The 26,162-nt window shown below is 71.9% G+C and carries 21 protein-coding genes, 1 tRNA gene and 1 pseudogene; 7 read left to right on the forward strand and 16 right to left on the reverse strand.

Going from position 1 to position 26,162, the window contains the following annotated elements:
* Position 1: 1 nt before the first annotated feature.
* Positions 2 to 1,090, reverse strand: coding sequence for an energy-coupling factor ABC transporter permease (locus ABD374_RS19165; protein ID WP_344496778.1), 1,089 nt, complete (start codon positions 1,088 to 1,090; stop codon positions 2 to 4).
* Between the two features lie 157 nt (positions 1,091 to 1,247).
* Between ABD374_RS19165 and ABD374_RS19170 the strand changes: the two genes are divergently transcribed.
* A complete protein-coding gene (locus ABD374_RS19170; RefSeq protein ID WP_344496779.1) occupies positions 1,248 to 1,631 on the forward strand; it encodes an SsgA family sporulation/cell division regulator in 384 nt (127 codons plus the stop codon).
* Positions 1,632 to 1,848: 217 nt separating this feature from the next.
* Here ABD374_RS19170 and ABD374_RS19175 read toward each other — a convergent pair whose 3' ends face one another.
* The gene (locus ABD374_RS19175; RefSeq protein ID WP_344496780.1) at positions 1,849 to 4,077 is read right to left on the reverse strand and encodes an MMPL family transporter; all 2,229 of its coding nucleotides are present in this window, start codon (positions 4,075 to 4,077) and stop codon (positions 1,849 to 1,851) included.
* A 146-nt stretch (positions 4,078 to 4,223) separates the two neighbouring features.
* On the reverse strand, positions 4,224 to 4,799 hold the full coding sequence (locus ABD374_RS19180) for a TetR/AcrR family transcriptional regulator (RefSeq protein WP_344496781.1): 576 nt from the start codon (positions 4,797 to 4,799) through the stop codon (positions 4,224 to 4,226).
* Between the two features lie 439 nt (positions 4,800 to 5,238).
* Between ABD374_RS19180 and ABD374_RS19185 the strand changes: the two genes are divergently transcribed.
* Positions 5,239 to 8,529 carry a S41 family peptidase gene (locus ABD374_RS19185; RefSeq protein WP_344496934.1) on the forward strand — a complete coding sequence of 1,097 codons (3,291 nt, stop codon included), beginning with the start codon at positions 5,239 to 5,241 and terminating at the stop codon, positions 8,527 to 8,529.
* A gap of 139 nt (positions 8,530 to 8,668) precedes the next feature.
* Here ABD374_RS19185 and ABD374_RS19190 read toward each other — a convergent pair whose 3' ends face one another.
* The 4 genes from ABD374_RS19190 to ABD374_RS19205 all read right to left on the reverse strand — a co-directional run bounded on the left by ABD374_RS19190 (position 8,669) and on the right by ABD374_RS19205 (position 12,420).
* Positions 8,669 to 8,929 (reverse strand): hypothetical protein, encoded by a 261-nt coding sequence (locus ABD374_RS19190; RefSeq protein ID WP_344496782.1) that lies wholly within the window; start codon positions 8,927 to 8,929, stop codon positions 8,669 to 8,671.
* A 100-nt stretch (positions 8,930 to 9,029) separates the two neighbouring features.
* Positions 9,030 to 9,947: an SDR family oxidoreductase gene (locus ABD374_RS19195; protein ID WP_344496783.1), complete on the reverse strand. Its 918-nt coding sequence runs from the start codon at positions 9,945 to 9,947 to the stop codon at positions 9,030 to 9,032.
* The gene (locus ABD374_RS19200; protein ID WP_344496784.1) at positions 9,944 to 10,885 is read right to left on the reverse strand and encodes an alpha/beta fold hydrolase; all 942 of its coding nucleotides are present in this window, start codon (positions 10,883 to 10,885) and stop codon (positions 9,944 to 9,946) included. Before ABD374_RS19200 ends, ABD374_RS19195 begins: the two co-directional genes overlap by 4 nt.
* On the reverse strand, positions 10,882 to 12,420 hold the full coding sequence (locus ABD374_RS19205; RefSeq protein WP_344496785.1) for a flavin-containing monooxygenase: 1,539 nt from the start codon (positions 12,418 to 12,420) through the stop codon (positions 10,882 to 10,884). The genes ABD374_RS19200 and ABD374_RS19205 overlap by 4 nt, the downstream gene beginning before the upstream one ends.
* A gap of 131 nt (positions 12,421 to 12,551) precedes the next feature.
* Here ABD374_RS19205 and ABD374_RS19210 point away from each other — a divergent pair, with 131 nt between their 5' ends.
* Entirely contained in the window at positions 12,552 to 13,268 is a 717-nt protein-coding gene (locus ABD374_RS19210) for a MerR family transcriptional regulator (RefSeq protein WP_344496786.1), read from the forward strand.
* A gap of 44 nt (positions 13,269 to 13,312) precedes the next feature.
* Here the strand turns inward: ABD374_RS19210 and ABD374_RS19215 are convergent, their stop codons facing one another.
* A complete protein-coding gene (locus tag ABD374_RS19215; RefSeq protein ID WP_344496787.1) occupies positions 13,313 to 14,110 on the reverse strand; it encodes an exodeoxyribonuclease III in 798 nt (265 codons plus the stop codon).
* A gap of 65 nt (positions 14,111 to 14,175) precedes the next feature.
* Here ABD374_RS19215 and ABD374_RS19220 point away from each other — a divergent pair, with 65 nt between their 5' ends.
* Positions 14,176 to 14,658, forward strand: a complete 483-nt coding sequence (locus ABD374_RS19220; RefSeq protein WP_344496788.1) for a GNAT family N-acetyltransferase — start codon at positions 14,176 to 14,178, stop codon at positions 14,656 to 14,658.
* A gap of 110 nt (positions 14,659 to 14,768) precedes the next feature.
* A pseudogene (locus ABD374_RS19225) lies at positions 14,769 to 15,449 on the forward strand (MFS transporter); the annotation flags it as partial.
* On the opposite strand, the gene ABD374_RS19230 reads toward ABD374_RS19225, so the two are convergent.
* The 7 genes from ABD374_RS19230 to galU form a co-directional block, all read right to left on the reverse strand.
* Positions 15,431 to 15,504 (reverse strand) — tRNA-Ala (locus ABD374_RS19230). The pseudogene ABD374_RS19225 and the gene ABD374_RS19230 overlap by 19 nt on opposite strands.
* Before the next feature lie 61 nt (positions 15,505 to 15,565).
* Positions 15,566 to 16,666 (reverse strand): divisome protein SepX/GlpR, encoded by a 1,101-nt coding sequence (sepX, locus tag ABD374_RS19235; protein WP_344496789.1) that lies wholly within the window; start codon positions 16,664 to 16,666, stop codon positions 15,566 to 15,568.
* 162 nt (positions 16,667 to 16,828) lie between these two features.
* A complete protein-coding gene (locus ABD374_RS19240; protein ID WP_344496935.1) occupies positions 16,829 to 17,455 on the reverse strand; it encodes a GNAT family N-acetyltransferase in 627 nt (208 codons plus the stop codon).
* The gene (locus tag ABD374_RS19245; protein WP_344496790.1) at positions 17,452 to 18,099 is read right to left on the reverse strand and encodes a MogA/MoaB family molybdenum cofactor biosynthesis protein; all 648 of its coding nucleotides are present in this window, start codon (positions 18,097 to 18,099) and stop codon (positions 17,452 to 17,454) included. Before ABD374_RS19245 ends, ABD374_RS19240 begins: the two co-directional genes overlap by 4 nt.
* Positions 18,096 to 18,575 carry a cyclic pyranopterin monophosphate synthase MoaC gene (gene moaC, locus ABD374_RS19250; protein ID WP_093800458.1) on the reverse strand — a complete coding sequence of 160 codons (480 nt, stop codon included), beginning with the start codon at positions 18,573 to 18,575 and terminating at the stop codon, positions 18,096 to 18,098. Before moaC ends, ABD374_RS19245 begins: the two co-directional genes overlap by 4 nt.
* A 62-nt stretch (positions 18,576 to 18,637) precedes the next feature.
* The gene (gene glp, locus ABD374_RS19255) at positions 18,638 to 19,939 is read right to left on the reverse strand and encodes a molybdotransferase-like divisome protein Glp (protein ID WP_344496791.1); all 1,302 of its coding nucleotides are present in this window, start codon (positions 19,937 to 19,939) and stop codon (positions 18,638 to 18,640) included.
* Between the two features lie 4 nt (positions 19,940 to 19,943).
* Entirely contained in the window at positions 19,944 to 20,870 is a 927-nt protein-coding gene (gene galU / locus ABD374_RS19260; protein WP_344496792.1) for a UTP--glucose-1-phosphate uridylyltransferase GalU, read from the reverse strand.
* Positions 20,871 to 20,950: 80 nt separating this feature from the next.
* Between galU and ABD374_RS19265 the strand changes: the two genes are divergently transcribed.
* Positions 20,951 to 21,547, forward strand: coding sequence for a 5-formyltetrahydrofolate cyclo-ligase (locus ABD374_RS19265; protein WP_344496793.1), 597 nt, complete (start codon positions 20,951 to 20,953; stop codon positions 21,545 to 21,547).
* A 4-nt stretch (positions 21,548 to 21,551) separates the two neighbouring features.
* Here ABD374_RS19265 and ABD374_RS19270 read toward each other — a convergent pair whose 3' ends face one another.
* Positions 21,552 to 24,395: a penicillin acylase family protein gene (locus ABD374_RS19270; protein WP_344496794.1), complete on the reverse strand. Its 2,844-nt coding sequence runs from the start codon at positions 24,393 to 24,395 to the stop codon at positions 21,552 to 21,554.
* Positions 24,396 to 24,597: 202 nt separating this feature from the next.
* Between ABD374_RS19270 and ABD374_RS19275 the strand changes: the two genes are divergently transcribed.
* Positions 24,598 to 26,103: a potassium/proton antiporter gene (locus ABD374_RS19275; protein ID WP_344496936.1), complete on the forward strand. Its 1,506-nt coding sequence runs from the start codon at positions 24,598 to 24,600 to the stop codon at positions 26,101 to 26,103.
* Positions 26,104 to 26,162: the final 59 nt, after the last annotated feature.

A 26,162-nucleotide genomic window follows, 5' to 3' on the forward strand; every position in this document is an offset into this window, starting at 1 on the left:
GTCAGGCGGTTTCCTTTTCCCCGGTACGCGCCGACGTGCCGGCGACCGGCGTGACGGCGACCGGCGTCGGCTGCTGCCCGCGCCGGCGCCGCACCGTCCAGAAGACTCCGCTGCCGACGGCGACGGTCGCGCCGACACCGACGACGCCCGCGAGGCCGCCGGAGATCCGGCCGTCGGTGATGCCGCTGACGCTGTAGTCGGCGAGCGGGGAGTCGGCGGCGGCGTGCTCCTCGGCCTTCTTGTCGATGCCCTGGTCGGCGGCGACCTTCTCCAGTCCGTCGGGGCTGGCGGAGGCGTAGAAGGAGACGAATCCGGCGAGCACGATCGCGGAGGCCAGCCCGGCGCCCCAGACCCTGCGGGTGGAGCGGGCGGCGACGGGGACCGGGGCCTGGGCAGGAGCCGCGTCCACCAGCTCCCCGTCCACCAGCAGCTTGAGCGGGGCGGTGAGCCCGCGCGCGCCGTGCACCAGGTCGGGGCGTACGGCGATGACGGCGCCCACGGTCAGCGCGGTGATCGCGGCCTCGCCGATGCCGATGAGGACGTGTACGCCGACCATCGCGGTCAGCACCTTGCCGGTCGGCACGTCCGTCGTGCCGCCGACGGCGTAGATCAGCGTGAAGGCGGCGGCCGCGGCGGGCACGGACACCAGGGCGGCGACGAACGCGGAGGCGGTGACCGAGCGGCGTCCGCCCGGCAGGATCTTCACGAGGCCGCGGAAGAGCGCGTACGCGACGACGACCGTGACCACGCCCATGACGGTGATGTTCACCCCGAGCGCGGTGAGGCCGCCGTCCGCGAAGAGGATGCCCTGCATCAGCAGGACGACCGCTATGCAGAGCACTCCCGTGAACGGGCCGACCAGTATCGCGGCGAGCGCGCCGCCGAGCAGGTGACCGCTGGTGCCGGCCGCGACCGGGAAGTTCAGCATCTGTACGGCGAAGACGAACGCGGCGACGAGTCCGGCCAGGGGAGCCGTCCGTTCGTCCAGTTCACGGCGTGCTCCGCGCAGGCTGACGGCGACGGCGGCCACGGCTGCGACGCCCGCCACAGCCGAAACAGGTGTGTTGATGAATCCGTCGGGGACATGCATGGGGAGGCTCCGCTTCCTGCGGGGTGGTGAACCGTTCGATGATAGTGCCCTCCTGCAAAGAGGTCGCAAGAGCGAAAAGGTCACAAGTGGAGCCTGGCAGGCACCGCAAGATATGGGATATTAAGGGACAAAAGTCGCGAATTTGAGGAGTAGCCCGATGCAGCCAGCGATCGAGGGCCACGCACGGGCCTGCCTCATCACCGACGGCCCCCAGCGCCACGCCGTCCCCGTCGCCCTCCGCTACGACCCGGAGAGGGACCCGCGCGCGGTGCGCCTGGTCTTCCCGCCGGACGTCTCGCCCGACGGCGCCGCCAACGAATGGGTCTTCGACCGCGCCCTCCTGGAGGCGGGCCTGACCCGTCCGGCCGAGACCGAGGCCGGCGACGTCCGGGTCTGGCCGTGCGGACGGGTGCAGGCCGTGATGGAACTGCGTTCGCCGCAGGGCACGGCGGTGATCCAGTTCGACAGGGCGCCACTGCGCCGCTTCCTGGAGCGTACGCACGCGGTCGAGGAGCCCGTGGCCCCCGAAGCCGCCCGCTGAGAACCGGGAAACGGTGAGGTCCCCCCCGGCTTTCGGGCCGGGGGGGGACCAAGGGGGCCGGGAGGACCCGGGGGGCCGGGGAGACCGGGAGGACCGGGGGCCGGGGAGACCGGGGGAACCTCACCCTCGCACCGGATCCCGTCGCCACGAGCCGGTGCGCGACCGGGGCCGCCGCCGCGCTCAGGAGGCGGCCCCGGAGCTTCCCCGTGCCCGGCGCCTAGGCGCGCACCAGCTCGCGCTCGCCCTCGGAGGCGTCGTCGCCCAGCTGCTTGCGCAGCTGCTCGCCCTCGACGTCCACGTTCGGCAGCGCCCTGTCGAGCCAGCGCGGCAGCCACCACGCCTTCTCGCCGAGCAGCGCCAGCACGGCGGGCACGATGGCCATCCGTACGACGAAGGCGTCGAAGAAGACGGCGATCGCCAGCCCGAAGCCGATCATCTTGACCATCGACTCGCTCGACCCGATGAACCCGGCGAAGACGGCCATCATGATCACGGCGGCGGCGGTGACGACCCGCGCGCCGTGCCGGAAGCCGGTGACGACCGCCTGTCCCGGCCGCTCCCCGTGGACGTACGCCTCACGCATGCGCGTGACGAGGAAGACCTCGTAGTCCATGGCGAGACCGAAGACGACACCCACCATGAAGATCGGCATCATCGACATCACGGGGCCGGTCTGCTCCACACCGATCACATCCGCCAGCCAGCCCCACTGGAAGACCGCGACGACCGCGCCGAGCGCCGCCACCACGGACAGCAGGAACCCGAGCGCCGCCTTGAGCGGGACGAGGACCGAGCGGAACACCAGCATCAGCAGCAGGAACGCGAGGCCGACGACGAGCGCGAGGTACGGCAGCAGCGCGTCGTTCATCTTCTGCGAGAAGTCGATGTTCATGGCCGTGGCGCCGGTCACCAGGACCTCGGCACCGGTGTCGGACGCGATGCCCGGACCCGCGTCACGGATCGCGTGCACCAGCTCCTCGGTCTCCTCGGAGCTGGGCCGGTCCTTCGGAACCACGGTGACGACCGCCGTGTCGCCGGCCTTGTTCAGCGGCCCGGGCACGGTGGCGGCGACGCCGTCCATGCCCTTCACGGTGTCGGTGACCCGGCCGACCGCGTCCTGAGGCCGCTCGGCTCCCTCGACGTCGACCACGACCATCAGCGGCCCGTTGGAGCCGGGCCCGAACCCGTCCGAGAGGAGGTCGTACGCCTTGCGCTGCGTGGTGCTGACCGGCTGCGACCCGTCGTCGGGCAGCCCCATCTCCAGCGAGGCGGCGGGTACGGCGACCACACCGAGCCCGACCACGGCGGTGATCAGGACGGCGATCGGCCGGCGCAGTACGAAACGGGCCCAGCGCGTACCCATGTTGGGCTTGTCCGCCTCGGCGGCCTGTCCCTGCCCCTGTCCCTCTTCCTGTCGCTTCCGCGCCTTGCGCCCGAAGACCTTCCTGCCCGCGAACCCGAGCAGGGCGGGAACCAGCGTGAGCGCGACGAGGACGGCGATCACGACCGTGCCGGCCGCGGCGAAGCCCATCTTCGTCAGCATCGGGATGTTGACGACGGCGAGCCCCACGAGCGCGATCACGACGGTCAGCCCGGCGAACACGACGGCGGACCCGGCGGTTCCGACGGCCCGCCCGGCCGCGTCCTCCGGCTCACGTCCCTCGGCCAGCTCGGCCCGGTAGCGGGAGACGATGAACAGCGCGTAGTCGATGCCGACCGCGAGCCCGATCATCATCGCGAGCGTCGACGTCGTGGAGCCGAGGTCGAGGACGTTCGCGAGCGCGGTGATGGTGGAGACCCCGATGCCCACGCCGATGAGCGCGGTGAGCAGCGGCAGGCCGGCGGCCACCAGCGACCCGAAGGTCACCACCAGCACGATCGCGGCGACCGCGACGCCGATGACCTCGCCCGACCCGGTCTCGGGCACGGCCTGGAGCGCGTCACCGCCGATCTCGACGGTCAGCCCGGAATCCCGGGCCTCGTCCCCGGCCTCGACGAGCGCCTCCCTGGCCTCCTCGGTCAGCTCCATCCCGCTGACCTTGTACGAGACCTGGGTGTACGCCGTCGTACCGTCACGGCTCACGGCCTTGCCGGCGTACGGGTCGACGACCGAGGCGATCTGCTCGGCACCGGCACCGGACCTGAGCCCCTCGACGACCTTCTCCACCTCGCTCCGGTGGCCGGCGTCGGTCATCCGCTCCCCTTCGGGAGCCTTGAACACCACGCGGGCGGTGGCACCGTCCGCGGCGGCGCCGGGGAAGCGCCGGTCGAGCAGGTCGAAGGCCTTCTGGGCCTCGGTCCCCGGTATGGAGAAGGAACTGGAGGTGGCGGTGGAAGCGGTGGCGGCGCCGACACCGGCGAGCACCAGCAGGGCTGTCCACGCGAGGGCGACGAAGGGGCGGCGGCGGAAGGCGAACCGGCCCAGTTTGTAAAGGAAAGTGGCCACGAGGGCGTACTCCCGGTCAGGTCGTTGGGACGAGCAGGGCAGGGGGAACCAGCCCGACGACAAGAGCGGTGCGCGTCAGGTGGAGCGTCTCTACGGGGACGGGCGCCGGGTGGGGACCCCACGGCGCCGCCGAGGTACTGCGGCCGTCAGGCGACACCCAGCGCGGGCAGCACCACGGCATCGACGTAGTCGGCGAGGAAGGCCCGGTCGGGCGACCGGTCCTCGATGAGCTCCCGGGCGACGAAGGCGCCCAGGATCATGTGCGGGACGTACCGCAGGGCGGGCGTCCCGGCGGGGATCTCGCCCCGGTCCACGGCCCGCCGCAGCAGGCCGTCGAGCCCGGTGAGCTCGGGGGCGACGAGGAGCTCCCGAAGCGCCTGGTGGAGATCGGGATTCTGGTGCACGGCCTGGGCGAGACCCCGCATCAGCGCGGAGTCCCTCTCCAGCTGGCAGTCGTCGGAGCGCTCCACCAGGGCGTGGAAGTCCCCGCGCAGCGTGCCGGTGTCGACGTCGGCGGTACTGACCGGCTTGCTGTGGCGCAGCGCTCTGGCGACCAGTTCCGGCTTGCTCCCCCACTGGCGGTAGAGGGTGGCCTTGCTGGACCGGGTGCGGGAGGCGACGGCATCCATGGTCAGGGCGTCGTAGCCGACTTCGCGGAGCAGGTCGAGCACGGCCGCGTACAACTCACCTTCACGCTCGGCCGTGAGCCGTGTGCCCGCCATCCTCCACCCCTCTCCTGAACGAAACGGTTTCGTACACCACAACCTACGCCCGCATCTCATCGAAACGAAACCGTTTCGATGGTGTTCTGCGCCACAAGTTGCCGCGCCCCCTCCGGGCGGAAAGCATTGGGGGGTGAGCGACGAACCCGGGTCCGTCGGCCCGCAAGAGACCACACCCCCCGAGCCCCTGGGCACCACGGGCATCTCTCCGGCCGCTCCCGCGCGGGAAGCGCCGGCCGCCGCCTCGCCCGACGCGGCGGCGGAAGGGGACGTACCGGGGCGCTCCCCGCGGGGCGCCGAACGCGACGCGTCGGAAGAAAAATCCGTACCCGGACGTCCGGCGACCGAGGAGACGCCCCGGCGCGGCACCGGCCCCGAAGCCCCCGCGACCCGACCGCCCCGGAGCGACGGCGCCCCCGCCGACGGCGCCCACCCGTACCTGCGCTTCCCGCACCTGCACAGCGACCTCCTCTGCTTCGCGGCGGAGGACGACCTCTGGCTGGCCCCGGTCACACCCGCCGGAAAGCAGCCGGACCGGGCCTGGCGCCTCACCGTCGACCGGACCAAGGTCTCCCACCCCCGCTTCTCCCCCGACGGCCGCCACATCGCGTTCACGACCTGGCGCAGCCTCGACCCGGAGGTCCACCTCCTGCCCGTGGACGGCGGCCGGCCCGCCCGCAGGCTCAGTTACTGGGGCTCGCCCGACACCCGCGTCTGCGGCTGGGCACCCGGGACACCCGACGGCCCCCCGCACATCCTGGCCGTCGCCTCCCACGGCCAGCCCTTCTCGCACTTCTCCTGGGCCTACACCCTCCCCACCGACGGCAGCCCCGGCGCCCAGCTGCCCTGGGGCCCGGTCTCCGACATCGCGGTCGCGGACATCAACGGCGAGCGCCGCACGCTCCTGCTCACCGGCAAGCCCCCGCACGAACCCGCCGCCTGGAAGCGCTACCGGGGCGGCGCGACCGGCCGCCTGTGGCTGCACGGCGAGCGGCTGCTCCCCGACATCGGCGGCCACCTCAACTGCCCCATGTTCGTGGACGGACGCGTCGCGTTCCTCTCCGACCACGAGGGCGTGGGCAACCTCTACTCCTGCGCGTACGACGGCACCGACCTGCGCCGCCACACCGACCACGACGCGTTCTACGCACGCAACGCCTCCAGCGACGGCGCCCGCGTCGTCTACCAGTGCGCGGGCGACCTGTGGCTGGTGGACGACCTGTCCCCCGGCGCGACACCGCGCCGCCTGGACGTCCGTCTCGGCGGCCCCCGCGCCGGCCGACGCCCCCACCACGTCCCGGCCGCCAGCAACATCGACGGCCTGTCCGTCGACACGACCGGCCGCGCCAGCGCCGTCGTCGTCCGCGGCAGCCTGTACTGGCTCACCCACCGCGACGGCCCGGCGCGCACCATCACGGACACCCCGGGCGTACGGGCCCGCCTGCCCGAGATGCTCGGTGGCGGCGGCAAGGTCGCGTACGTCACGGACGCCGAGGGCGAGGACGCCGTCGAGATCGCGTACCTGCCGCGCGCCAGCGGCGACCGCGCGCCGCGCCGCCTCGCGTCCGGCCGGCTCGGGCGCGTACACGAACTGGTGTCGGACCCGGAGGGCGAGCGCATCGCGATCGCCTCGCACGACGGCCGGCTCCTCCTGGTCGACACCATGGAGACCGCGGAGAGCCCTGAGACCGCGGAGACCGCGGACGGCGAGGTCACCGAACTGGTCCGGTCCCTCAACGGCCCGGTCCGCGACCTCGCCTTCTCCCCCGACGGGGCCTGGCTGACCTGGTCGCACCCCGGCATCGGCCGCTCCCTGCGCCAGATCAGGATCGCCAGGATCGAGACCCGGCAGGTCGTCGACGTCACCGACGGCCGCTTCGAGGACGAGAACCCGGTCTTCACGAGCGACGGCCGCTACCTCGCCTTCCTCTCCTGGCGCGGCTTCGACCCGGTGTACGACGTCCACACCGGGGACCTCTCCTTCCCCCTGGGCTGCCGCCCCTACCTGGTCCCGCTCTCCTCCGCGACGCCGTCCCCCTTCGCGATGTCCGCGGAAGGCCGTCCGGCGGCCGGCGGGCTGGACCTGGCGGACGCCGGGGAGGGCGAGAACGCCGACGGCACGACGGTCCTGGTGGAGGTCGAGGGCCTGCCGAACCGGGTGACGCCCTTCCCCGTGTCCGCGTCCAAGTACTCGGGGCTGCACGCGGTCTCCGGCGGCGGCCTGGTGTGGCTGCGCTGGCCGATCTCGGGAGCGCTCGGCGAGACGTTCGCCAACCCGGCCGACGTGTCGGGCCGCCCCACCCTCGAACACTTCAACCTCGCCAAGGCGCGCAAGTCCGAACTCGTGAACGACCTGGACTGGTTCGCGGTGAGCGGCGACGGATCGCGTCTGGTGGTCATGGACGAGGGCGAGCTGCGCGCGGTCCCCGCCACCGAGTCCGGCGACAGCGACTCGACGGTCTACCTGGACATGCGCCGCATCATGCACCAGGTCGACCCGGGGGCGCAGTGGCGGCAGGCGTACGCGGAGGCGGGCCGCATCGTCCGGGCGTACTTCTGGGAACCGGGCATGTGCGGCATCGACTGGGACGCGGTCCTCGACCAGTACCGCCCCCTGCTGGAGCGGGTCGCCACCCCGGACGAGTTCGCGGACCTGCTCCGCGAGGTCCTGGGCGAACTGGGCACCTCGCACGCGTACGTCGCCGCCGCGCGCCGCAACGAGGGGCCGCCCCACTACCAGCGCGCGGTGGGGCTGCTCGGCGCCGACTTCGTGTGCCGGGACGGCAGGTGGCTGGTCCGGCGGATCCTCCCCGGTGAGTCGTCCGACTCCAAGGCGCGCTCGCCGCTGGCCGGTACGGGCATCCGGGAGGGTGCGGTCCTCACCCATGTGGACGGCCGGCCGGTGGATCCGGTGGCGGGCCCGTACCCCCTTCTCGCGGCGGCCGGGGGGACGACGGTCGAGCTGACGTTCCAGCCGGCGGAGGGGGAGGGCCCGGCCCGCAGGGTCGCGATCGTCCCCCTGGTCGACGAGCGCCCCCTCCGCTACCAGGACTGGGTGGCCAAACGCCGGGAAGTGGTCAGGAAGTTGAGCGGCGGGAAGTGCGGCTACCTGCACATCCCCGACATGGGCGGCTCCGGCTGGGCCCAGTTCAACCGCGACCTGCGCAGGGAGGTCTCACTCCCCGCCCTGATCGTCGACGTACGGGGCAACGCGGGCGGGAACATCAGCGAACTGGTGGTGGAGAAGCTCACCCGCACCATCGTCGGCTGGGACCTGACGCGCGACGCGCAACCGGTCTCGTACGCCTCCGACGCGCCCCGGGGCCCGGTGGTCGCCCTGGCCGACGAGGCGACGTCCTCGGACGGCGACATGATCACGGCGGCGTTCAAACTGCTGGGCCTGGGCCCGGTGGTGGGCCAGCGCACCTGGGGCGGGGTGGTGGGCATGACCGGCCGCCACACGCTGGGGGACGGCACGGTGATCACGGTGCCGATGAACGCGGCGTGGTTCGACGCGTACGGGTGGTCGGTGGAGAACCACGGCGTGGAGCCGGACATCGAAGCCCTGCGCACCCCCCTCGACTGGGCGGAGGGCCGGTACGCCCAACTGGACGACGCGGTCCGGGTGGCGCTGGACCTGCTGGCGGCGCGGCCGGCGTCGGCCCCTCCGACGTACGCGAACGTCCCCGACAGGACCCGCCCTCCCCTCCCGCCGCGCGCGACGCCGTGACGGTCCCGCCGCGCGCGGCGCCGTGACGGCCACGCGAAAGGGCGCACCCGGTGGTGGCCGGGTGCGCCCTTCCTGTGGTCATGCGGCGGGGGCGGAGCGACGGCGCGACAAGACGCGCCGCGTCAGCCGCCGCGCCGCGTCACGACCGGAGCCGCTCCTGGCCCTCGTCCCGCTCGTCGAGCATCTCCCGGTCCATGTCCCGGTCACGGTCCAGGTCCCGGTCCCTGGCCACGTCCCGGTCCATGTCCAGGTCCCGGCCCATGACCTGGCTCCGGCCCTCCCGGGCCCGCCGGACGTGCTCCGACGCCTCGCCCTCCGTGCCGCGCGAGCCCTGCTTGGCCTGCTTGGCCTGCTCGGCGAGCTCTTGCGCCTTGTCCTTGAACTGGTCTGCGATGCCCATGAAGTTCACTCCTAGAGGGGTGTGAGGGGAAGTGGGGCATGTCGGCCCCCTTGGGCCTCGACCAGACTGACACGACCGGACATTCAGCGCATTTCGATCATCAACGCTGTGTATTCGGCGTACGCTCCGCGCGCCGCACACCCTCCGCACGCGCCTTCTCGTCCGCCTCGCCCCCCGCCCCCACGAGCCCCTTGCCCACCCCTGCCAGCCGAGGCCCGAACCGCTTCATCTCCCGCTGCCCCACCACCCCGATGAGCGTCGGCAGGTATCCGCGCACGGACTGCATCCCCCGCAGCCACCACTGCGCGTACACGTGCGGGGAGCGCCGCTCGATCCCCGCGACGATCCGGTCGACCGCCGGGCCGAGCGGATACGTCCGGTTCGAGGGCCACGGCAGCCGCTGCCGCAGCTCCCGCATCACGTCGTCCTCGTCCGCGCCCCGCACCATGTCCGTGTCGGTCCACGACAGGTACCCGACCCCGACCCGCACCCCCCGGTGGCCGACCTCCGCGCGCAGCGAGTGCGCGAACGCCTCGACCCCCGACTTCGACGCGCAGTACGCCGTCATCATCGGCGCCGGCGTGATCGCGGCCAGCGACGCGATCTGGAGGAAGTACCCCCGGCTCTCCAGGAGCGCCGGCAGGAACGCCCGTCCCGTCACCGCCCCGCCGATCAGGTTGACCTCGACGACCCGCCGCCAGGCGACCGGATCCGAGTCCACGAACGGCCCTCCGGAAGCGACCCCCGCGTTGGCCACGACGATGTCGACCTTCCCGAACCGCTCCTTCACCTCCCGTGCGACCCGCGCCATCGCCTCGTGGTCGGTGACGTCGGCGTACCACCAGTCGGCGTCGGAGTGCAGCCGCCCCGCCACCTGCTTCAGCCCGTCCGGCTCCAGGCCGACCAGCGCCACCTTCGCGCCGCGCGCCGACAGCTTGCGGGCCAGCAGTTCGCCGACGCCCCGCGCCGCGCCCGTGACGACCGCGACCTGCCCTTCCAGGTTCCGCCTGCCGCTCATACGGTCTGCTCCTTCTCCTCGTCACGGGCGGTGGGGGTGACGTACGTGGTCACCAGTTCGCGGAGTTTCGCCGTGACGGCCTCCGGCGCCTCCAGCGGCGTCATGTGTCCGACGCCGGTCAGCTCGGTGAGCCCCAGCGAATGCGGCAGCGCGGCCACGATCTCGCGAGCGTGCACGAGCGGCGTCAGCCGGTCGGCGGTCCCCGCGATGACAGCGGTGGGCACGCCCAACTCCCGTATTCGCGGCACAATATCGAGCTCGCCGAGCACCTGCGACCAGGCCACGCGCGCGGCCCGCGGGCAGGCGTGCACGATACGGGCGCACTCCGCCACCCGCTCCGGCGAGGTCCCGGGCCCCATCGTCGCGTACTTGAGGAGCGCCTTCGACAGCGCCGTGACGGGCCCCAGCGGCGCACGCGCCCCCAGCACCGCGCGCGTCATCCGCGTCCGCAGCCGGCCGGCCCGCATCGGCAGTACGAGCGACTCGGCGACCAGCCGCGAACCGCCCGTGCTGCACAGCAGGACGGCGGCCGCGTGCTCGCGGAACCCGGGCCGTCCGGCGGCGGCCATCATCGTCATGCCGCCCATGGAGTGCCCGGCCAGCACGGCCCGCTCGCCCGGCGCGAGGGCGGTGGCGAGCACCGCTTCGAGGTCGTCGGCGAGGGCGTCCGTGCTGTAGCCACCCGGTCCGACGGCGGGGGAACGCCCGTGTCCCCGCTGGTCGTAGACCACGACCCGGTACCCACCGGCGCCGGCGAGTTCACGTATCTGCGCCGACCAGAAGAGCGTCGAGCAGGTCCAGCCGTGCGCCAGGACGAGCGCGGGGGCGCCGCCGGGCCCGTACACCTCGACGTGCAGCCGCGATCCGTCGGCGGATACGGCGGTCAGTTCGCGCGAGGGGACGAGCGGTTCGCCGACGGCTCGCATCAGCCGGCTCACGCGCCCGCCTCCGCGGCCCCGGTGCCGGCACCCGCACCGGCGCCCGCACCCGATTCGGCCGATGCCCGCGCCCGTATCACTTCGTACTCCACCAGATTCACTTCCCTCGTCGCGCGCCGGAACTCGCTCGGCGTCCCCGGCCAGATGGTGGTGTTGCGGCCGTTCGCGTCCAGGTACCAGCTGTCGCAGCCGCCCGTGTTCCACACGGTCCGCTTCATCCGGTCCTGCACCCGCCGGTTCCACGCGTGCACGGCCGAGGGCCGCGCGTCCAGCGCCGCCCTGCCGCCCAGGTCCGTCAGCTTCCGCAGGTAGTCGGCCAGGTAGTTCAGCTGCGACTCGATCATCAGGATCATCGAGCTGTTCCCGAGCCCGGTGTTCGGCCCGATGATCGTCATCCAGTTGGGGAACCCGGCCGCCGTCGCGCCGCGCAGCGACTCCATCCCGTCCTTCCACGCCTCGGCGAGCGTGATGCCGTCCGCGCCCACCACCCGCTCGGCGATCGGCATGTCGGTGACGCGGAAGCCCGTACCGAAGACGATCGCGTCGACCTCGGCCTCCGTCCCGTCGACCGCCACGGCCGTGGACCCGCGCACCTCCCTCAGCCCCGAGGCGACGACGTCCACGTTCCGCTGCGCGAGCGCCGGATAGTACGAACTCGACAGCAGGATCCGCTTGCAGCCGATCCGGTACGACGGTGTCAGCTTGGCCCGCAGCGCCGGGTCCTTGATGGCCTTGGCCATGTTGGCCCTGGCGAGCGACTCGACAGCGCCGAGCTGCCTGGGGTGCTTGGTGAACGCGGTGACCTGCAACTCCCTTATCCCGAAGAGCAGTCCGCGCCGCGCCTTCCCGGTGAACGGCAACTGCCGGTGCAGCCATCGCTCGGGCCCGCTGATCGCCCGGTCCATGCGCGGCATCACCCACGGCGGCGTCCGCTGGAAGAGGGTCAGCTTCGCGACGTCGGGCTGGATCGACGGCACGATCTGGATCGCGGAGGCGCCCGTCCCGACCATCGCCACGCGCTTGCCGCGCAGGTCGTAACCGTGGTCCCACCGCGCCGAGTGGAAGACCTTGCCGGGGAAGCCGTCGAGTCCCGGCACGTCCGGGATCTTCGGGTCCGACAGCGGCCCGGTCGCGGACACCACCACGTCCGCGGTGATCGTCCCCCGCGCGGTCTCGATCTCCCAGCGCAGCTCGTCGCCGTCCCAGCGCATCATCCTCACTTCGTGGTCCAGCCGGATGTGCGGCCGCAGCCCGAAGGTGTCAGTGACGTGCTCCAGGTACGCCCTGATGTGCTCCTGCCCCGAGAACGTGCGCGGCCAGTCCGGGTTGGGCGCGAAGGAGAACGAGTACAGATGGGAGGGCACGTCGCACGCACAGCCCGGATAGCTGTTGTCCCGCCAGGTGCCGCCCACCGCGCCGGCGCGCTCCAGGACGACGAAGTCGGTGATCCCCTCGCGGCGCAGCCGGACCGCGGCGCCCAGGCCGCCGAATCCGGATCCGATCACCGCCACTCGTACGTGCTCGTGCTCGGCCATGCCGACGCCTCCCGCGGTCTCACGACTCTGCCAGCAATCACTGGCACGATTCGGAGAGTAGAACAGCCGCGTACTCATGGGTAGGGGTCGGACGCGGGAAAGTTACCGGGGGTACGACATAGGCTTCGCGCGTGGACAGAGCCGCAGGAGCCCGTGAGTACCGCACGGAGGAGCTGGCCGGAGAGGCCGGCATCACCGTGCGCACCCTGCGCTTCTACCGCGAGCGCAAGCTGCTGCCGCCGCCGCGCCGTGAGGGCCGTATCGCCTGGTACGACGAACACCACCTGGCCCGGCTGCGCACCATCGCCGCCCTGCTGGCGCGCGGCCACACCCTGAACGGCATCGCGGACCTCACCACCGCCTTCGAGAGCGGCCGCGACGTCGGGGAACTCTTCGGCCGCGACGAGGACGCCGCCCCCGCCACCTGGACCGAGGAGACCCCGGTCCGGCTCTCCCCCGAGGACCTGGCCGACCACTTCGCGGGCGAGGTCACCCCGGAGAACCTGGCCGCGGCGCTCGACCTCGGCTATCTCGCCGTCGACGGCGAGGAGATCGTGCACATCAGCCGCCGCCTGCTGGACGTGTCGGCGGCCCTGGTGCGCGAAGGCGTACCGCTGGCCGCCGTGCTCCGGGCGGGCAAGGAGGTGCGGAAGCACGCGACGGCGATGGCGGAGATCTTCACGGCCATGGTCCGCTCCCACCTGGGCGGCGACGCGCCGGGGGGCGACGCGCCGGGGAACGACCTCCCCGCGTCCCTGGAACGCCTGCGCCCGCTCGCCAAGAGCGTGGTCGAGGCGGAACTCTCGATGGCCCTGGACCGCCTGATCAGGGCCGAGAAAGACCTCTGAACCGACCGGGCCGGCCAGTCCGGCCCGCCCGGCCGGTCCGCGGCTCACCGCTCGAAGACCGCCGTCACCGGCGCGTGGTCCGACCAGCGCAGGTCATAGCTCGCCGCCCGCTCGACGTACGCCTTGACCGCCCGCCCGGCCAGCCCCGGCGTCGCCACCGCGTAGTCGATGCGCCATCCCGAGTCGTTGTCGAAAGCCTTGCCGCGGTAGGACCACCACGTGTACGGACCCTCCTGGTCCGGGTGCAGCGCGCGCACCACGTCGACGTACGCCGCCTCGTCGAACACCCGCGACAGCCAGGCCCGCTCCTCCGGCAGGAACCCGGAGGACTTCCGGTTCGCCTTCCAGTTCTTGAGGTCGGCCTCCTGGTGGGCGATGTTCCAGTCGCCGCACACCAGCACCTCGCGCCCGTCCGCCGCCGCGCGCTCCTTCAGCCCCTTCAGGTACGGCAGGAACTCGTCCATGAACCGCACCTTCTCGCCCTGCCGCTCCGTGCCGACCTCACCGGAGGGCAGGTACAGACTGGCCACCGTGACACCGGGCAGGTCCGCCTCGACGTACCGCCCGCTTCCGTCGAACTCGGTGCTGCCGAAGCCGACCCGCACCCGCTCCGGCTCCCGCCGCGTGTAGAGCGAGACGCCCGCCCGCCCCTTCGCGGCGGCCGGGGCGTGCACGACGTGCCACCCCTCGGGCTCGCGCACCTCGTCCGGGAGCTGCTGCGGTTCGGCCCGCACCTCCTGGAGGCAGATCACATCGGCGGAGGTCCCGGCCAGCCACGGCACGAAGCCCTTCTTGGCGGCGGCGCGCAGGCCGTTTACATTCACGGAGGTCACAGTGAGCACCCCGGCACAATACAGAGATGGCGAATCCCCCGACACCGATCCCGCATAGAAGTACGATACCCCGCATGAATATACAGACGCGCCCGTACGACCACCCCGACGCCGTCAAGCTCGAAGCCGAGGTGCAGCAGGAGTACATCGAGCGCTACGACGGCGAGGGCGACACGACCCCCCTCGACCCCACCATGTTCGAGCCGCCGCGCGGCCTCTACCTCCTCGTGTACGACGACCGGGACCGCCCCGTCGCCAGCGGCGGCTGGCGCGCCCAGGACGAGAACGGCGAGGGCTACGCGGACGGCGACGCCGAACTCAAGCGCATGTACGTGATCCCCGACCGCCGGGGCCTCGGCCTGGCCCGCCGCGTCCTCGCCGTCCTGGAGGACGACGCCCGTGCGGCCGGCCGCACGCGGATGGTCCTGGAGACCGGCACGGCGCAGCCGGAGGCCATCGCCCTCTACACGTCCAGCGGTTACGCCCCGACCGAGAAGTTCGGCCACTTCCGCGACTACCCGGACAGCCGCTGCTTCGCCAAGTCCCTGACGCCGTGACCCTGTTGACGCCGTGACGCCCGGGCGGACACGGTGGAATGCCGCCGCGCCCAGGAAGGTCCCCACGGGCACGCACCCGGCACCCGGCACCCGCCCCCTCACGCCCCCGCCCGCAGCCCCTCCCGCTGCCCACGCCCACCGGTTGCGGACTCGGCCGGTCGACGCCGGTGGCGGGGCTGTGCGTGGCGCCGCCCGGCCTGACGATGATGCTCGTCGCCCCGGTGTACGCCCGCCTCTCCGCCCGGCACGGCCCCAGGGCCTCGCTGGTGCTCGGCCTGCTGGTCATCGCGGTCGGTTAGGGCGCGGGCCTCGGCCTGATGAGCGCCGCCTGGCAGACCGTCGTCGTCTCGGTGGTGCCGGGCGCCGGCACAGGACTCGCCCACTCGTCGCTGCCCGCCCCGACCGTCGGCGCCGTCGACCCGTCGCAGACCGGGGCGGCCAACGGCCTGAACATCCTGATGCGTTCCATCGGCACATCGGTGTCGAGCGCCGTGATCGGCACGGCCCCGGCGCCCACCTCGGTGCGGAGCGGCGGGGTCGAGGTGCCCAGCACGGAGGGCTTCCGCATCTCGTTCGCGATCGCCGCCGGCGCGGCCCTCGTCGGCCTGCTCCTGGCGGCGTTCCTTCCGCCGCGGCGGAACACCGCGCGGCGGGAGTTGCGCGCCGCGCAGACGCCGCGCCCGGACACCGGCCCACCGGAGCCCCGGACCTCGGCACCCCGGAACATGCGAAGAGCCCCCACCGGTTTCCCGGTGGGGGCTCTTCGTTGCGGTGGACCTGTGGGGATTTGAACCCCAGACCCCCTCGATGCGAACGAGGTGCGCTACCAGACTGCGCCACAGGCCCTTGCAACGAGTGAAACTTTAGCACCTCGATCGGGGTGCTCGGAAATCCGCTCCTCCCCAGGTCACTCGTTGACCGCGCGCGGCCGGTCTCCGTCCTCGTACTGGTCGAAGAGCGGCGTGCGGCCGTGACCCCGGTCACGGCGCGCCGGGTTCGCGCGCCGGCGCGGGGCCGGGTCGGCGGCGGCCGGGGGTTCGGGCGCGGGCGTCGGCTCCGCGGTGCTGGAGCGGGCCGAGCTCCAGGTGCCCGGGTCGCCGAAGTCGACACCGCCCGTGGCGCGCGGGGCGACGGGAGCGGTGACGTACGTCGGCAGCGGGACCGGGACCGGGTCCCAGCTCTCGCCGCGGGCCGAGCCGCGCTCCCGCTCGCGCTGCTGGTCCTCCACCCACTCCGCGTGGTCCGTCTGCTCCACCAGTGCGCGCCGGCCCGCCTCCTGCGGGGACACGGCTGGCGCCGGCTCGGGCTCCGGGCGTACGACCGGCTCTTCGTCCGGCTCCGCGGAGGCCGGCCGGCGGGCCGGGTGCGGGCGGCGTTCGCGCAGGCGCTGCGCCGCCGCCTCCGCCCGGCGGCGGTCCATGGTGAAGGCGAAGCGGCGCCGCTCGGTGGACCGCAGATGCACGATGTACGTGCTCAGCAGTACGGCGGGGACGGCCGGCGCCCAGAGGAACTGGAGCCCGCCGACCGCCGCGACGATCGCGCCCAGGGTGAAGGCGAGGAAGAGGACCACGGTGGTGCGCCGGCGGCGCGCGAGGACCTTCGAGCGCCGGGCCCGTTCGGCGGCGGCACTCGCGGTGCGCGCACGCCGTTCCTCCCGTGCGTGTTCCCGCGCTTCCTCGCGCGCGTTCCCCGGTGCGTCCTCCCGCGCGGCAGGGTGTGCCGTCTGCGTCGGGGGCACGGCGAAGGCCCGGACGTCGACGGAACTCAATCGGTCCGTGACGGCGTCCGGGTCCGCGTCGGGTCCCGCCCCACCTGCGGCGCGTTCCTCCAGCTCCCTGGCGTACCGGCGCTCCATGGCCGCTCGTCCGGACAGCAGCCGGATGGCCGTACTGAAGCGTTCGGTCGGACGGGCCTCGTTGAGCTCGTCCTGCCTGCGGAGCCACATCGGCACCAAGTAGGCGGCCCAGGCCCCGACGATGACTGCGTAGATGAGGCCGCTGCTGCTCACACCCCACACCGTAGAGGGGTTCGCACAAGCCCATCCGCCAATTGAGCCGGTGTGTCGCACGATCTGGCTGATAACTCGAACTTTTTTTATGACTGGTCGGATCAGCGGCCCGCTTTGCGGGTGCTTTTACAGTCAACGGCCGATCAAATTCGAACACTTATTTCATTTACGGGGTGGGCCGGATCGTGCCTGGTGCCAGCGGTCGAGCAGCCCCCCGGGGACTTCTTCCGCCGTGAGCGCGTAGACCAGATGGTCACGCCACCCGCCGTCGATGTGGAGATATCGGGGCCGCAGCCCCTCCTCGCGGAATCCGAGTTTCTCCACGACCCTGCGACTGGGCCCGTTCTCGGGACGAATACAGACCTCGATGCGGTGCAGACCGACCGTACGGAAGCAGTGGTCCACGGCGAGGGCGACGGCCGTCGGCATCACGCCGCGGCCCGCCACCTCGCGGTCGACCCAGTAACCGACGTGCCCCGAGCACATCGATCCCCAGGTGATCCCGGCGACCGTCAACTGGCCGGCCAGCTGCCCCCGGTACTCGATGACGAAGGGCAGCATCCGGCCCGCGTTGGCCTCGGAGCGCAGGTGGCGGACCATCTGACGGTACGTCGGCCGCTGGGCCACCGGGCCCGCGGGCGCGGGTGGCGGGATCGTCGCCTCCCAGGGGCGCAGCCACTCGCGGTTGCGCCGGTTCACCTCGCGCCAGGCCCGCTGGTCGCGAAGTCTTATCGGGCGGAGGGCGACATCTCCGTCCGCCAGCTCGACGGGCCAGGACGAAACGTTCAGCTCGGGCTCCCCGGTCGGGGGGAACCTGATCCGGACCCGGGGTGGTCGCCACCCCGGATCTGGTCCACGGCGTGGAGCAGAAGGCGCTCCAGGACCGCGAGTCCGTCCCGTACACCACCGGTGGAACCCGGCAGGTTCACGATCAGGGTCCGGCCGGCGACGCCCGCCAGACCGCGGGAGAGCGCGGCGGTCGGGACCTTCGCCAGGCCCTCGGCGCGGATCGCCTCGGGGATGCCGGGGATGTCGTAGTCGAGGACGCGGCGGGTGGCGTCGGGGGTGCGGTCGGTCGGTGAGATGCCGGTGCCGCCCGTGGTGAGGATGACGTCGTACGCGGCGGTGACCCCGTCGCGCAGGGCCCGCTCCACCGGATCGCCGTCGGGGACCACCAGCGGCCCCTCGACCTCGAAGCCCAGGGCGCGCAGGCCCTCGGCGAGGATCGGGCCGCCCCGGTCGGCGTAGACGCCGGCGGAGGCGCGGTTGGAGGCCGTCACGACGAGGGCGCGGCGCGGCGGCCGCGACAGGGCGACGGCGTCCGGCGCGAGGGGCGGGGCGGGGACCGGGGCGGGTCCGGCCGCCGGGCCGTGGCCGTGGTCATGACCGTGTCCGTGGCCGTACACCTCTCCGGCTCGGGGGGCGGGGCTCATGAGCGGCTCCAGTCGCCGGACTTTCCGCCCGTCTTCTCCTCGACCCGCACGTCGGTGATGACCGCGCCCTTGTCGACCGCCTTCACCATGTCGATCACGGTGAGCGCGGCGACCGTGACGGCGGTCAGCGCCTCCATCTCGACGCCCGTACGGTCCGTCGTACGCACCGTGGCGGCGATCTCGACGGCGTCGTCGGCGACCGTGAGGTCGAGCTTCACGCCGGAGAGCGCGAGCGGGTGGCAGAGCGGGATCAGGTCGGGCGTGCGCTTGGCGCCCATGATTCCGGCGATACGGGCGGTGGCGAGGGCGTCCCCCTTGGGGACACCCTCGCCGCGCAGCAGTTCGACGACGCGCGGCGCGACGAGGACGCGCCCGGTGGCGCGCGCGGTGCGCGCGGTGACGTCCTTGGCCGAGACGTCGACCATGCGGGCCGCCCCCGCCTCGTCGATGTGCGTGAGCCGTTCGTGCGTACTCATTACGTGTGGTGCTCCCGGTCAGGGCCTGTGAGGGCAGACACGGTACTCCCACCGGCCCCCGGTCAGCCGAGCAGGACCACGTCGACCTCGGTGGCGGGCTCGACCTCGGTGACGTCCTCCGGGACCGTGATCAGGGCGTTCGCGCGGGCGAGGGCGGCGATCAGATGCGATCCGGCGCCGCCGACGGGGGTGACGGTGCCCGACTCCTCGTCGTACGTACCGCGCAGGAACTGGCGCTTCCCGGCGGGCGAGGAGAGCGGCTCGCCGGCGCTCAGGGCGGCGCGGATCTTCGGGCGGTGCACGTCCTTCAGGCCCATCAGGGCGCGGATCGCCGGACGTACGAAGAGCTCGAAGGAGACGTACGAGGAGACCGGGTTGCCGGGGAGGGCGAGCAGCGGCGTGTGCTCGGGGCCGATGGAGCCGAAGCCCTGGGGCTTGCCCGGCTGCATGGCGAGCTTGCGGAAGTCGATGCCGCTGCCGGGCTCGTCCTCGTCGCCCACGGAGGACAGCGCCTCCTTGACGACGTCGTACGCGCCGACGCTGACGCCGCCGGTCGTGACGATCATGTCGGCGCGGATCAGCTGGTCCTCGATGGTGGCGCGGAGCGTCTCGGCGTCGTCGGTGACGGCGCCGACGCGGTAGGCGATGGCTCCGGCGTCGCGGGCGGCGGCGGTCAGCGCGAAGCTGTTGGAGTCGTAGATCTGACCCGTGGCCAGCTCCAGGCCGGGCTGGACCAGTTCGCTGCCGGTCGACAGGACGACGACGCGGGGGCGGGGCCGGACCTTGACGGTGGCGCGGCCGATGGCGGCGAGCAGGCCGATCTGGGGCGGGCCCAGGACCGTACCGGCCTCCAGGGCGAGGTCGCCGGCCTGGACGTCGCTGCCGCGCGCGCGGACGTGCGCCCGTGCCTCGGCGGGGCGGTGGACGCGGACCTCGCCGGACGCGCCCTCGGGGGCACCGCTCGCGGCGCGCATGGTGGCGGCCGGGCCGCCGCCCGTGCCGCCGTCGGTCCACTCGACCGGGACGACGGCCTCGGCGCCGGGCGGCAGCGGGGCGCCGGTCATGATGCGGGCGGCCTCGCCCGGGCCGACCATGAGCGTCCGGCCGCTGCCCGCCGCCACGTCGCCGACGACGGTGAGGACGGCGGGGAACTCCTCGCTGGCGCCCGCCACGTCGCTCGTGCGGACCGCGTACCCGTCCATCGAACTGTTGTCGAAGGGCGGCAGCGCGATCCGGACCATGACGTCCTCGACGAGGACACAGCCCTGCGCGTCCGGGAGCTGCAGCTCGATGGGTTCGAGCGGCTTGACCGTGGCGAGGATGTCCTCTAGGTGTTCGTCGACAGACCAGATCGTGCTGCTCAAGGTGTTACATCTCCTCGGTCACGTAACGGCGAAGCCAGGTCCGGAACTCCGGGCCCAGGTCCTCACGTTCGCATGCGAGTCTGACAATGGCACGCAGATAGTCACCCCGGTCACCGGTGTCATAGCGGCGGCCCTTGAAGACGACGCCGTGCACCGGGCCGCCGGCCTTCCCCGCGGCGTCGGCCGCTGATTCATACATCTCGGCCAGGTGCTGGAGCGCGTCGGTGAGCTGGATCTCGCCGCCGCGGCCCGGCTCGGTCTTGCGCAGTATGCCGAAAACGGCCGGATCCAGCACATAGCGGCCGATGACCGCGTAGTTGCTGGGCGCGTCGGCCCGGTCGGGCTTCTCGACCAGTCCGGTGACCCGTACGACGTCGCCTTCGACGGTCGGTTCGACGGCCGCCGATCCGTACAGGTGGATCTGGGCGGGGTCGACCTCCATGAGAGCGACGACACTGCCGCCGTACTGCTCCTGGATCTCGATCATCCGGGCCAGCAGGGGGTCGCGCGGGTCGATCAGGTCGTCACCGAGGAGTACGGCGAAGGGCTGGTCGCCGACGTGCGGCGCGGCGCACAGGACGGCGTGGCCGAGGCCCCTGGGGTCGCCCTGGCGGACGTAGTGCATGGTGGCGAGGTCGCTCGACTCCTGCACTCTGGCGAGGCGTTCGGCGTCGCCCTTGCGGCCGAGGGCCGACTCCAGCTCGTAGTTGCGGTCGAAGTGGTCCTCCAGCGGGCGCTTGTTGCGCCCGGTGATCATGAGGACGTCGGAAAGACCCGCGGCCACCGCCTCCTCGACCACGTACTGGATGGCGGGCTTGTCGACGACAGGCAGCATCTCCTTCGGAGTGGCCTTTGTCGCCGGCAGGAACCTCGTGCCGAGGCCGGCGGCAGGGATGACAGCCTTGCTGATCCCGGGGTGCGACTGAGTCATGGTCAGAACGATATCCGTTGACTATGGGCGGAAGATGAGCTTTCGGTCAGTAAATTCTTATAAGGGCGATTTGTGGAGTCATGGTGATGTGTGACGAGTCTGGCAAGGCCGGGTTGCGACGAGAACTACTCGACATGAGGTCCCGGTTGACCGGGGATGACGTGGAGAAGGCCGGTGCGGCCCTGGCCCGCGCGGCGCTGGAGCTGCCGGAGCTCGCCGACGCCGGGACGGTCGCCGCGTACGTGTCGGTCGGAAGGGAGCCCGGCACCCGGGCGCTGCTGGACGCGCTGCGCGCGCGGGGCGTCCGGGTGCTGCTTCCCGTGCTCCTCGCGGACAACGACCTGGACTGGGCCCCGTACGAGGGCGCGGAGCGGCTCGCGCGCGCCCGGCTCGGGCTCCTGGAGCCGCAGGGCGCGCGGCTCGGCGTACAGGCCGTGGCGGAGGCCGACGCGGTGCTGCTGCCCGGGCTCGCGGTGGACGGACGCGGGGTGCGGCTCGGGCGTGGCGGCGGATCGTACGACCGGGTGCTCGCCCGGCTGGAGGCGGCGGGCGCGCACCCTCACCTGGTGGTGCTCCTGTACGACGAAGAGGTGGTCGCGCGGGTCCCGAGGGAACCGCACGACCACCTCGTGAGCGCCGTGGTGACACCGGCCGGCGTCAGGCGCTTCACGGCCTGACGCCCTACGGTCTGAGCACCAGTGTGTCGGTGGTGCTCTTCTCGACCGCCTCCTTGTGGAACGCCCAGTCGAGCAGCTCGCCCTTGGCCCACTTGTCGGTCTGGTCGGTGTAGTGCGCGCTGTACGCATGGCCCGACGCGCCGGTGAGGTTGATCCAGCGGGACCTGTCGAGGTTGCCGAGGTTCACGACCATCCGCATGGACGGCACCCACATGACCTCGTAGCCGCCCGCCGCGTTCCAGCCGGTGGCGTTGACCGACGCCTCGCCGCCGCCCAGGTTCCAGGGGCCGCGGTTGAGCAGCCACTGGAGAGCGCCGGGGCCGCTGGTGCCCAGGGTCTGGTTCTTCAGCGTGAGCTGGTGCAGGCGGCCCCAGCTCCAGGAGTCGATGTCCTTGCCGAGCTTGGCCGTCAGCTCCCAGCGGGCGTCCTTCAGCGCGCGGGCGAGCAGCTCGTCCCGGGTGTCGGTCGCCTTGTCCAGACGGGTCTTCGGCGTCTGCCACCACTCGTTCTTCTCGTCCCCCAGGATCGTGCGGACGACCTCGTACCAGCGGTCGCCGCCGTCCGGCTGCGCCGAGTCCTTGGAGCGCTGCCCGCACTCGCGCACGCGCTCGTCGAGGTCGTCGAGCGGGGCCGTGCTGTCGGCGGGACGGACACTGAGGCACTGCCCCTTGATCCGCAGCTCCTTGGGCAGCTTGTTGCCGAAGGCGAGCTTGAGGACGTTGCGCCACACGGCGTTGAAGTACGCGGCGCCCGCCGAGTCCGGCTCCTGGGTGTAGTCCCAGCCTTCGAGCAGCTTCTGCGTCTCGCGGACGTCCGGGTCCGACACGTCGATCTTCAACAGGTAGGGCGTGAGCAGCTTGGCGATCTCGCTGCTGTTGTCCGTCTGCATGGTGCGCATGTCCTCGGTCGAGATCTTGCCGCCGTCGGCGATCTTCGACTCGATGAGGTCGTTGATGCGCTGGCTGCGCGCGCCGTAGCCCCAGTCCTCGGTGAGGAGGTACGGGTACTTCTCCTCGTCGATCACGGCCTGGTTGGCGGTGACGATGTAGCCGCGCTCCGGGTCGTACTCGTACGGCAGCTCGGCCTGCGGAATGAAGCTCTTCCAGTTGTTGCGCGAGTCCCAGCCGGCGGCGGGCATGGTGCCGTCGTGGCCGGCGCCCCGGACCGGGACGCGGCCGGGGGCCTGGTAGCCGATGTGGCCCCGGGTGTCGGCGTAGACGAGGTTCTGGGACGGGACCTCGAAGTGGGCGGCGGCGGCGCGGAAGCTCTTGAAGTCCGTGGCCCGGTTCAGCTCGAACACGGCGTCCATGGACTTGCCGGGCATCAGCGCGGTCCACCTGAGGGAGATTCCGTAGCCTTCGCCGCGGTCGGGGGCGGCGTTGGTGACCGGGGCCTTCTCGCCGACCTTCCCGAGCTCGTCGCTGCGGTCGGAGACCAGCGGTCCGTTGCCGGTGGAGCGGACGGTGATCTTCTTCGGCTTGCCGCCGGCGACCTTGATGGTCTCCTCGCGGGTCGTGAAGGGCTTCGTGCGGCCGTCGTAGAGGTAGCCGTCGTCGGAGACCTTCTCCAGGTAGAGGTCGGTGACGTCGGCGCCGAGGTTGGTGAAGCCCCAGGCGATGTTCTGGTTGTGACCGATTATCACGCCGGGCATGCCGGAGAAGGTGTAGCCCGCGGTGTCGTACTGGCAGGTCGCGGAGACCTTCCGGCAGTGCAGGCCCATCTGGTACCAGAGCGAGGGCAGCTGGGGCGCCAGGTGCGGATCGTTGGCGAGCAGCGGCTTCTTGGTCGTCGTGTACTTGCCGGAGACGACCCAGGAGTTGGAGCCGATGCCGCTGCCGCTGGGGCCGAGCAGGGCCGGGATCTCGTCGAGGGCGTCGGAGACGCCGGAGAGCTGGGCCTGGAAGCCCTGGGCGGCGGTGGCGGGGGTGCTGCCGGTTCCTGTACCGGTGCCGGTGCCGGTGCCGGTGCCGGTGCCGGTGCCCGTACCTGTACCAGTGCCGGTGCCCGTACCTGTACCTGTACCGGTGCCGGTTCCCGTGCCCGTACCTGTACCGGTTCCTGTGCCCGAGGTGGGTGACGCCTTCGGGTCGTACTTCTTCGTGATCTCGTCGATCGCGCCCGCTTCGACGACCGGCTCGTTCCGGTCGTACGGATACGGCGGGTACAGGTCCTTGATCTGCTTCGCGCTCAGCCGGCTCGTCATCAGCGAACGGTCGATCTCCTCCTGCATGTTGCCGCGCAGGTCCCACGCCATGGCCTTGAGCCAGGCCACCGAGTCGACGGGCGTCCACTTCTCGGGCTTGTAGTCGTTGGCGAGCCCCAGAGCGGCGTACTCGACGGAGATCTCCTTGCCGTCGCGGCCTTCGAGGTAGGAGTTGACGCCGGCGGCGTACGCCTGGAGGTTCTTCTTCGTCTCCGGCGTGAGCTTGGTGTCGTACTCCTTCTGCGCGACCTCGCGCCAGCCGAGCGTACGCAGGAACGCGTCGGTCTCGACCCGGCTCGCACCGAACATCTCGGACAGCCGGCCCGACGTCATGTGACGGCGGACGTCCATCTCGTAGAAGCGGTCCTGCGCCTGGACGAAGCCCTGGGCGCGGAAGAGGTCTTCGTCGGTGGTCGCGTAGATCTGCGGAATGCCGTAGCTGTCGCGCTTGACGTCGACGGGCTCGGTCAGTCCGTCGATCTCGATCGACCCCGTGGTCTGGGGGAAGGAGGCGCGCACCGTGCTGATGCTCCAGTAGGTGCCGTAGCCGACACCCGCGACGAGGGCCAACACCAGCACGATCACGAGCAGACGGGCGCGACGCCCCTTCTTCTTGCGGGAAGAGGCGGTGGTGTTGGCGGGCATCGCTGTCCTTCGAGGGGCAGGGTGGTCCTGAAGTGCTGGAGCAACCATAGGCGCAGCGCTCCCGCGCTCCGGACTCGGTATCTCCAACCGTGATCGTACGGATGATCGAGGGCGTCAAGGAAACGTTAAAGATTAGGTAAGGTAACGAAGTACCAGTCGCCGAAGGAACGATCCGGCAGGCGTGCGGCGGAAGGAACGGCCACTGACTGTCCACCAGCTCAACGAACTCCTGCTCATCTGTTCGCTCGTCCTGCTCTTCGCCGTCGCGGCGGTGCGCATCTCGTCCCGGAGCGGGCTCCCCAGCCTGTTGCTGTACCTCGGGATCGGGGTCGCCATAGGGCAGGACGGCATCTTCGACGTCAAGTTCGACAACGCCGAACTGACGCAGGTGATCGGTTATGCCGCGCTCGTGGTGATCCTGGCCGAGGGCGGCCTGGGCACGAAGTGGAAAGAGGTCAAGCCCGCCCTGCCCGCCGCGGTGGTCCTTTCGACCGTCGGCGTCGCGGTGAGCGTGGGCGTCACGGCGGCCGGCGCGCACTACCTCGTCGGGCTGGACTGGCGCCAGGCACTGATCATCGGCGCGGTCGTCTCGTCGACGGACGCCGCCGCGGTCTTCTCCGTACTGCGCAAGGTGCCGCTGCCCTCCCGGATCACCGGTGTGCTGGAAGCCGAGTCGGGCTTCAACGACGCCCCGGTCGTGATCCTGGTGGTGGCCTTCTCGACGGTCGGTCCGGTGGACCACTGGTACGTGCTGCTCGGCGAGATCGTCCTGGAACTGGCGATCGGCGCGGGCCTGGGGCTCGCGATGGGCTGGCTCGGGGCGTTCGCACTGCGGCGTGTGGCGCTGCCCGCGTCCGGTCTCTACCCGATCGCGGTGATGGCGATCGCCGTGTCGGCGTACGCCGCCGGAGCCATCGCGCACGGCAGTGGCTTCCTCGCCGTCTATCTGGCGGCGATGGTGCTGGGCAACTCCCGGCTGCCGCACTGGCCGGCGACGCGCGGGTTCGCGGACGGGCTCGGCTGGATCGCGCAGATCGGCATGTTCGTCCTGCTGGGACTTCTGGTGACGCCGCACGAGCTGCTGGCCGACTTCTGGCCCGCCGTGATGGTGGGACTGGTGCTCACGACGGTGGCGCGGCCCCTTGAGGTGCTGATCAGCCTGGCGCCGTTCCGCATCCCGTGGCAGGAGCAGGCCCTGATGTCCTGGGCCGGACTGCGCGGCGCCGTGCCCATCATCCTGGCGACCATCCCCCTGGTGTCGGACGTCGAGGGCAGCCACCGGATCTTCAACATCGTCTTCGTCCTCGTCGTCGTCTACACCCTCGTCCAGGGGCCGACGCTGCCCTGGCTGGCGAAGTGGCTGCGGCTCGGCGACGACCCGTCCGGGGCCGCCGACCTGGGCATCGAGTCCGCCCCGCTGGAGCGGCTGCGCGGGCACCTGCTGTCGGTCGCGATCCCCGAGAAGTCGCGGATGCACGGCGTGGAGGTGGCCGAGCTGCGGCTGCCGCACGGGGCCGCGGTCACCCTGGTCGTACGGGAGGGGACCAGCTTCGTACCGCTGCCGACGACCGTGCTGCGGCGCGGCGACGAACTGCTCGTGGTGGCGACCGATCCGGTACGGGACGCCGCCGAGCGGCGGCTGCGCGCCGTCGGACAGGGCGGCAAGCTGGCCGGATGGCTGGGAACCGGTGGCGCGAATGCCCACTGATCACAGGCCGTGTGACGTAATCCGTACGCATTCACAGGTGCGGCAGCAGAGACGACCTG

Origin of the sequence: Streptomyces enissocaesilis (genome assembly GCF_039533765.1) — a bacterium.
Lineage (GTDB): Bacteria > Actinomycetota > Actinomycetes > Streptomycetales > Streptomycetaceae > Streptomyces > Streptomyces enissocaesilis.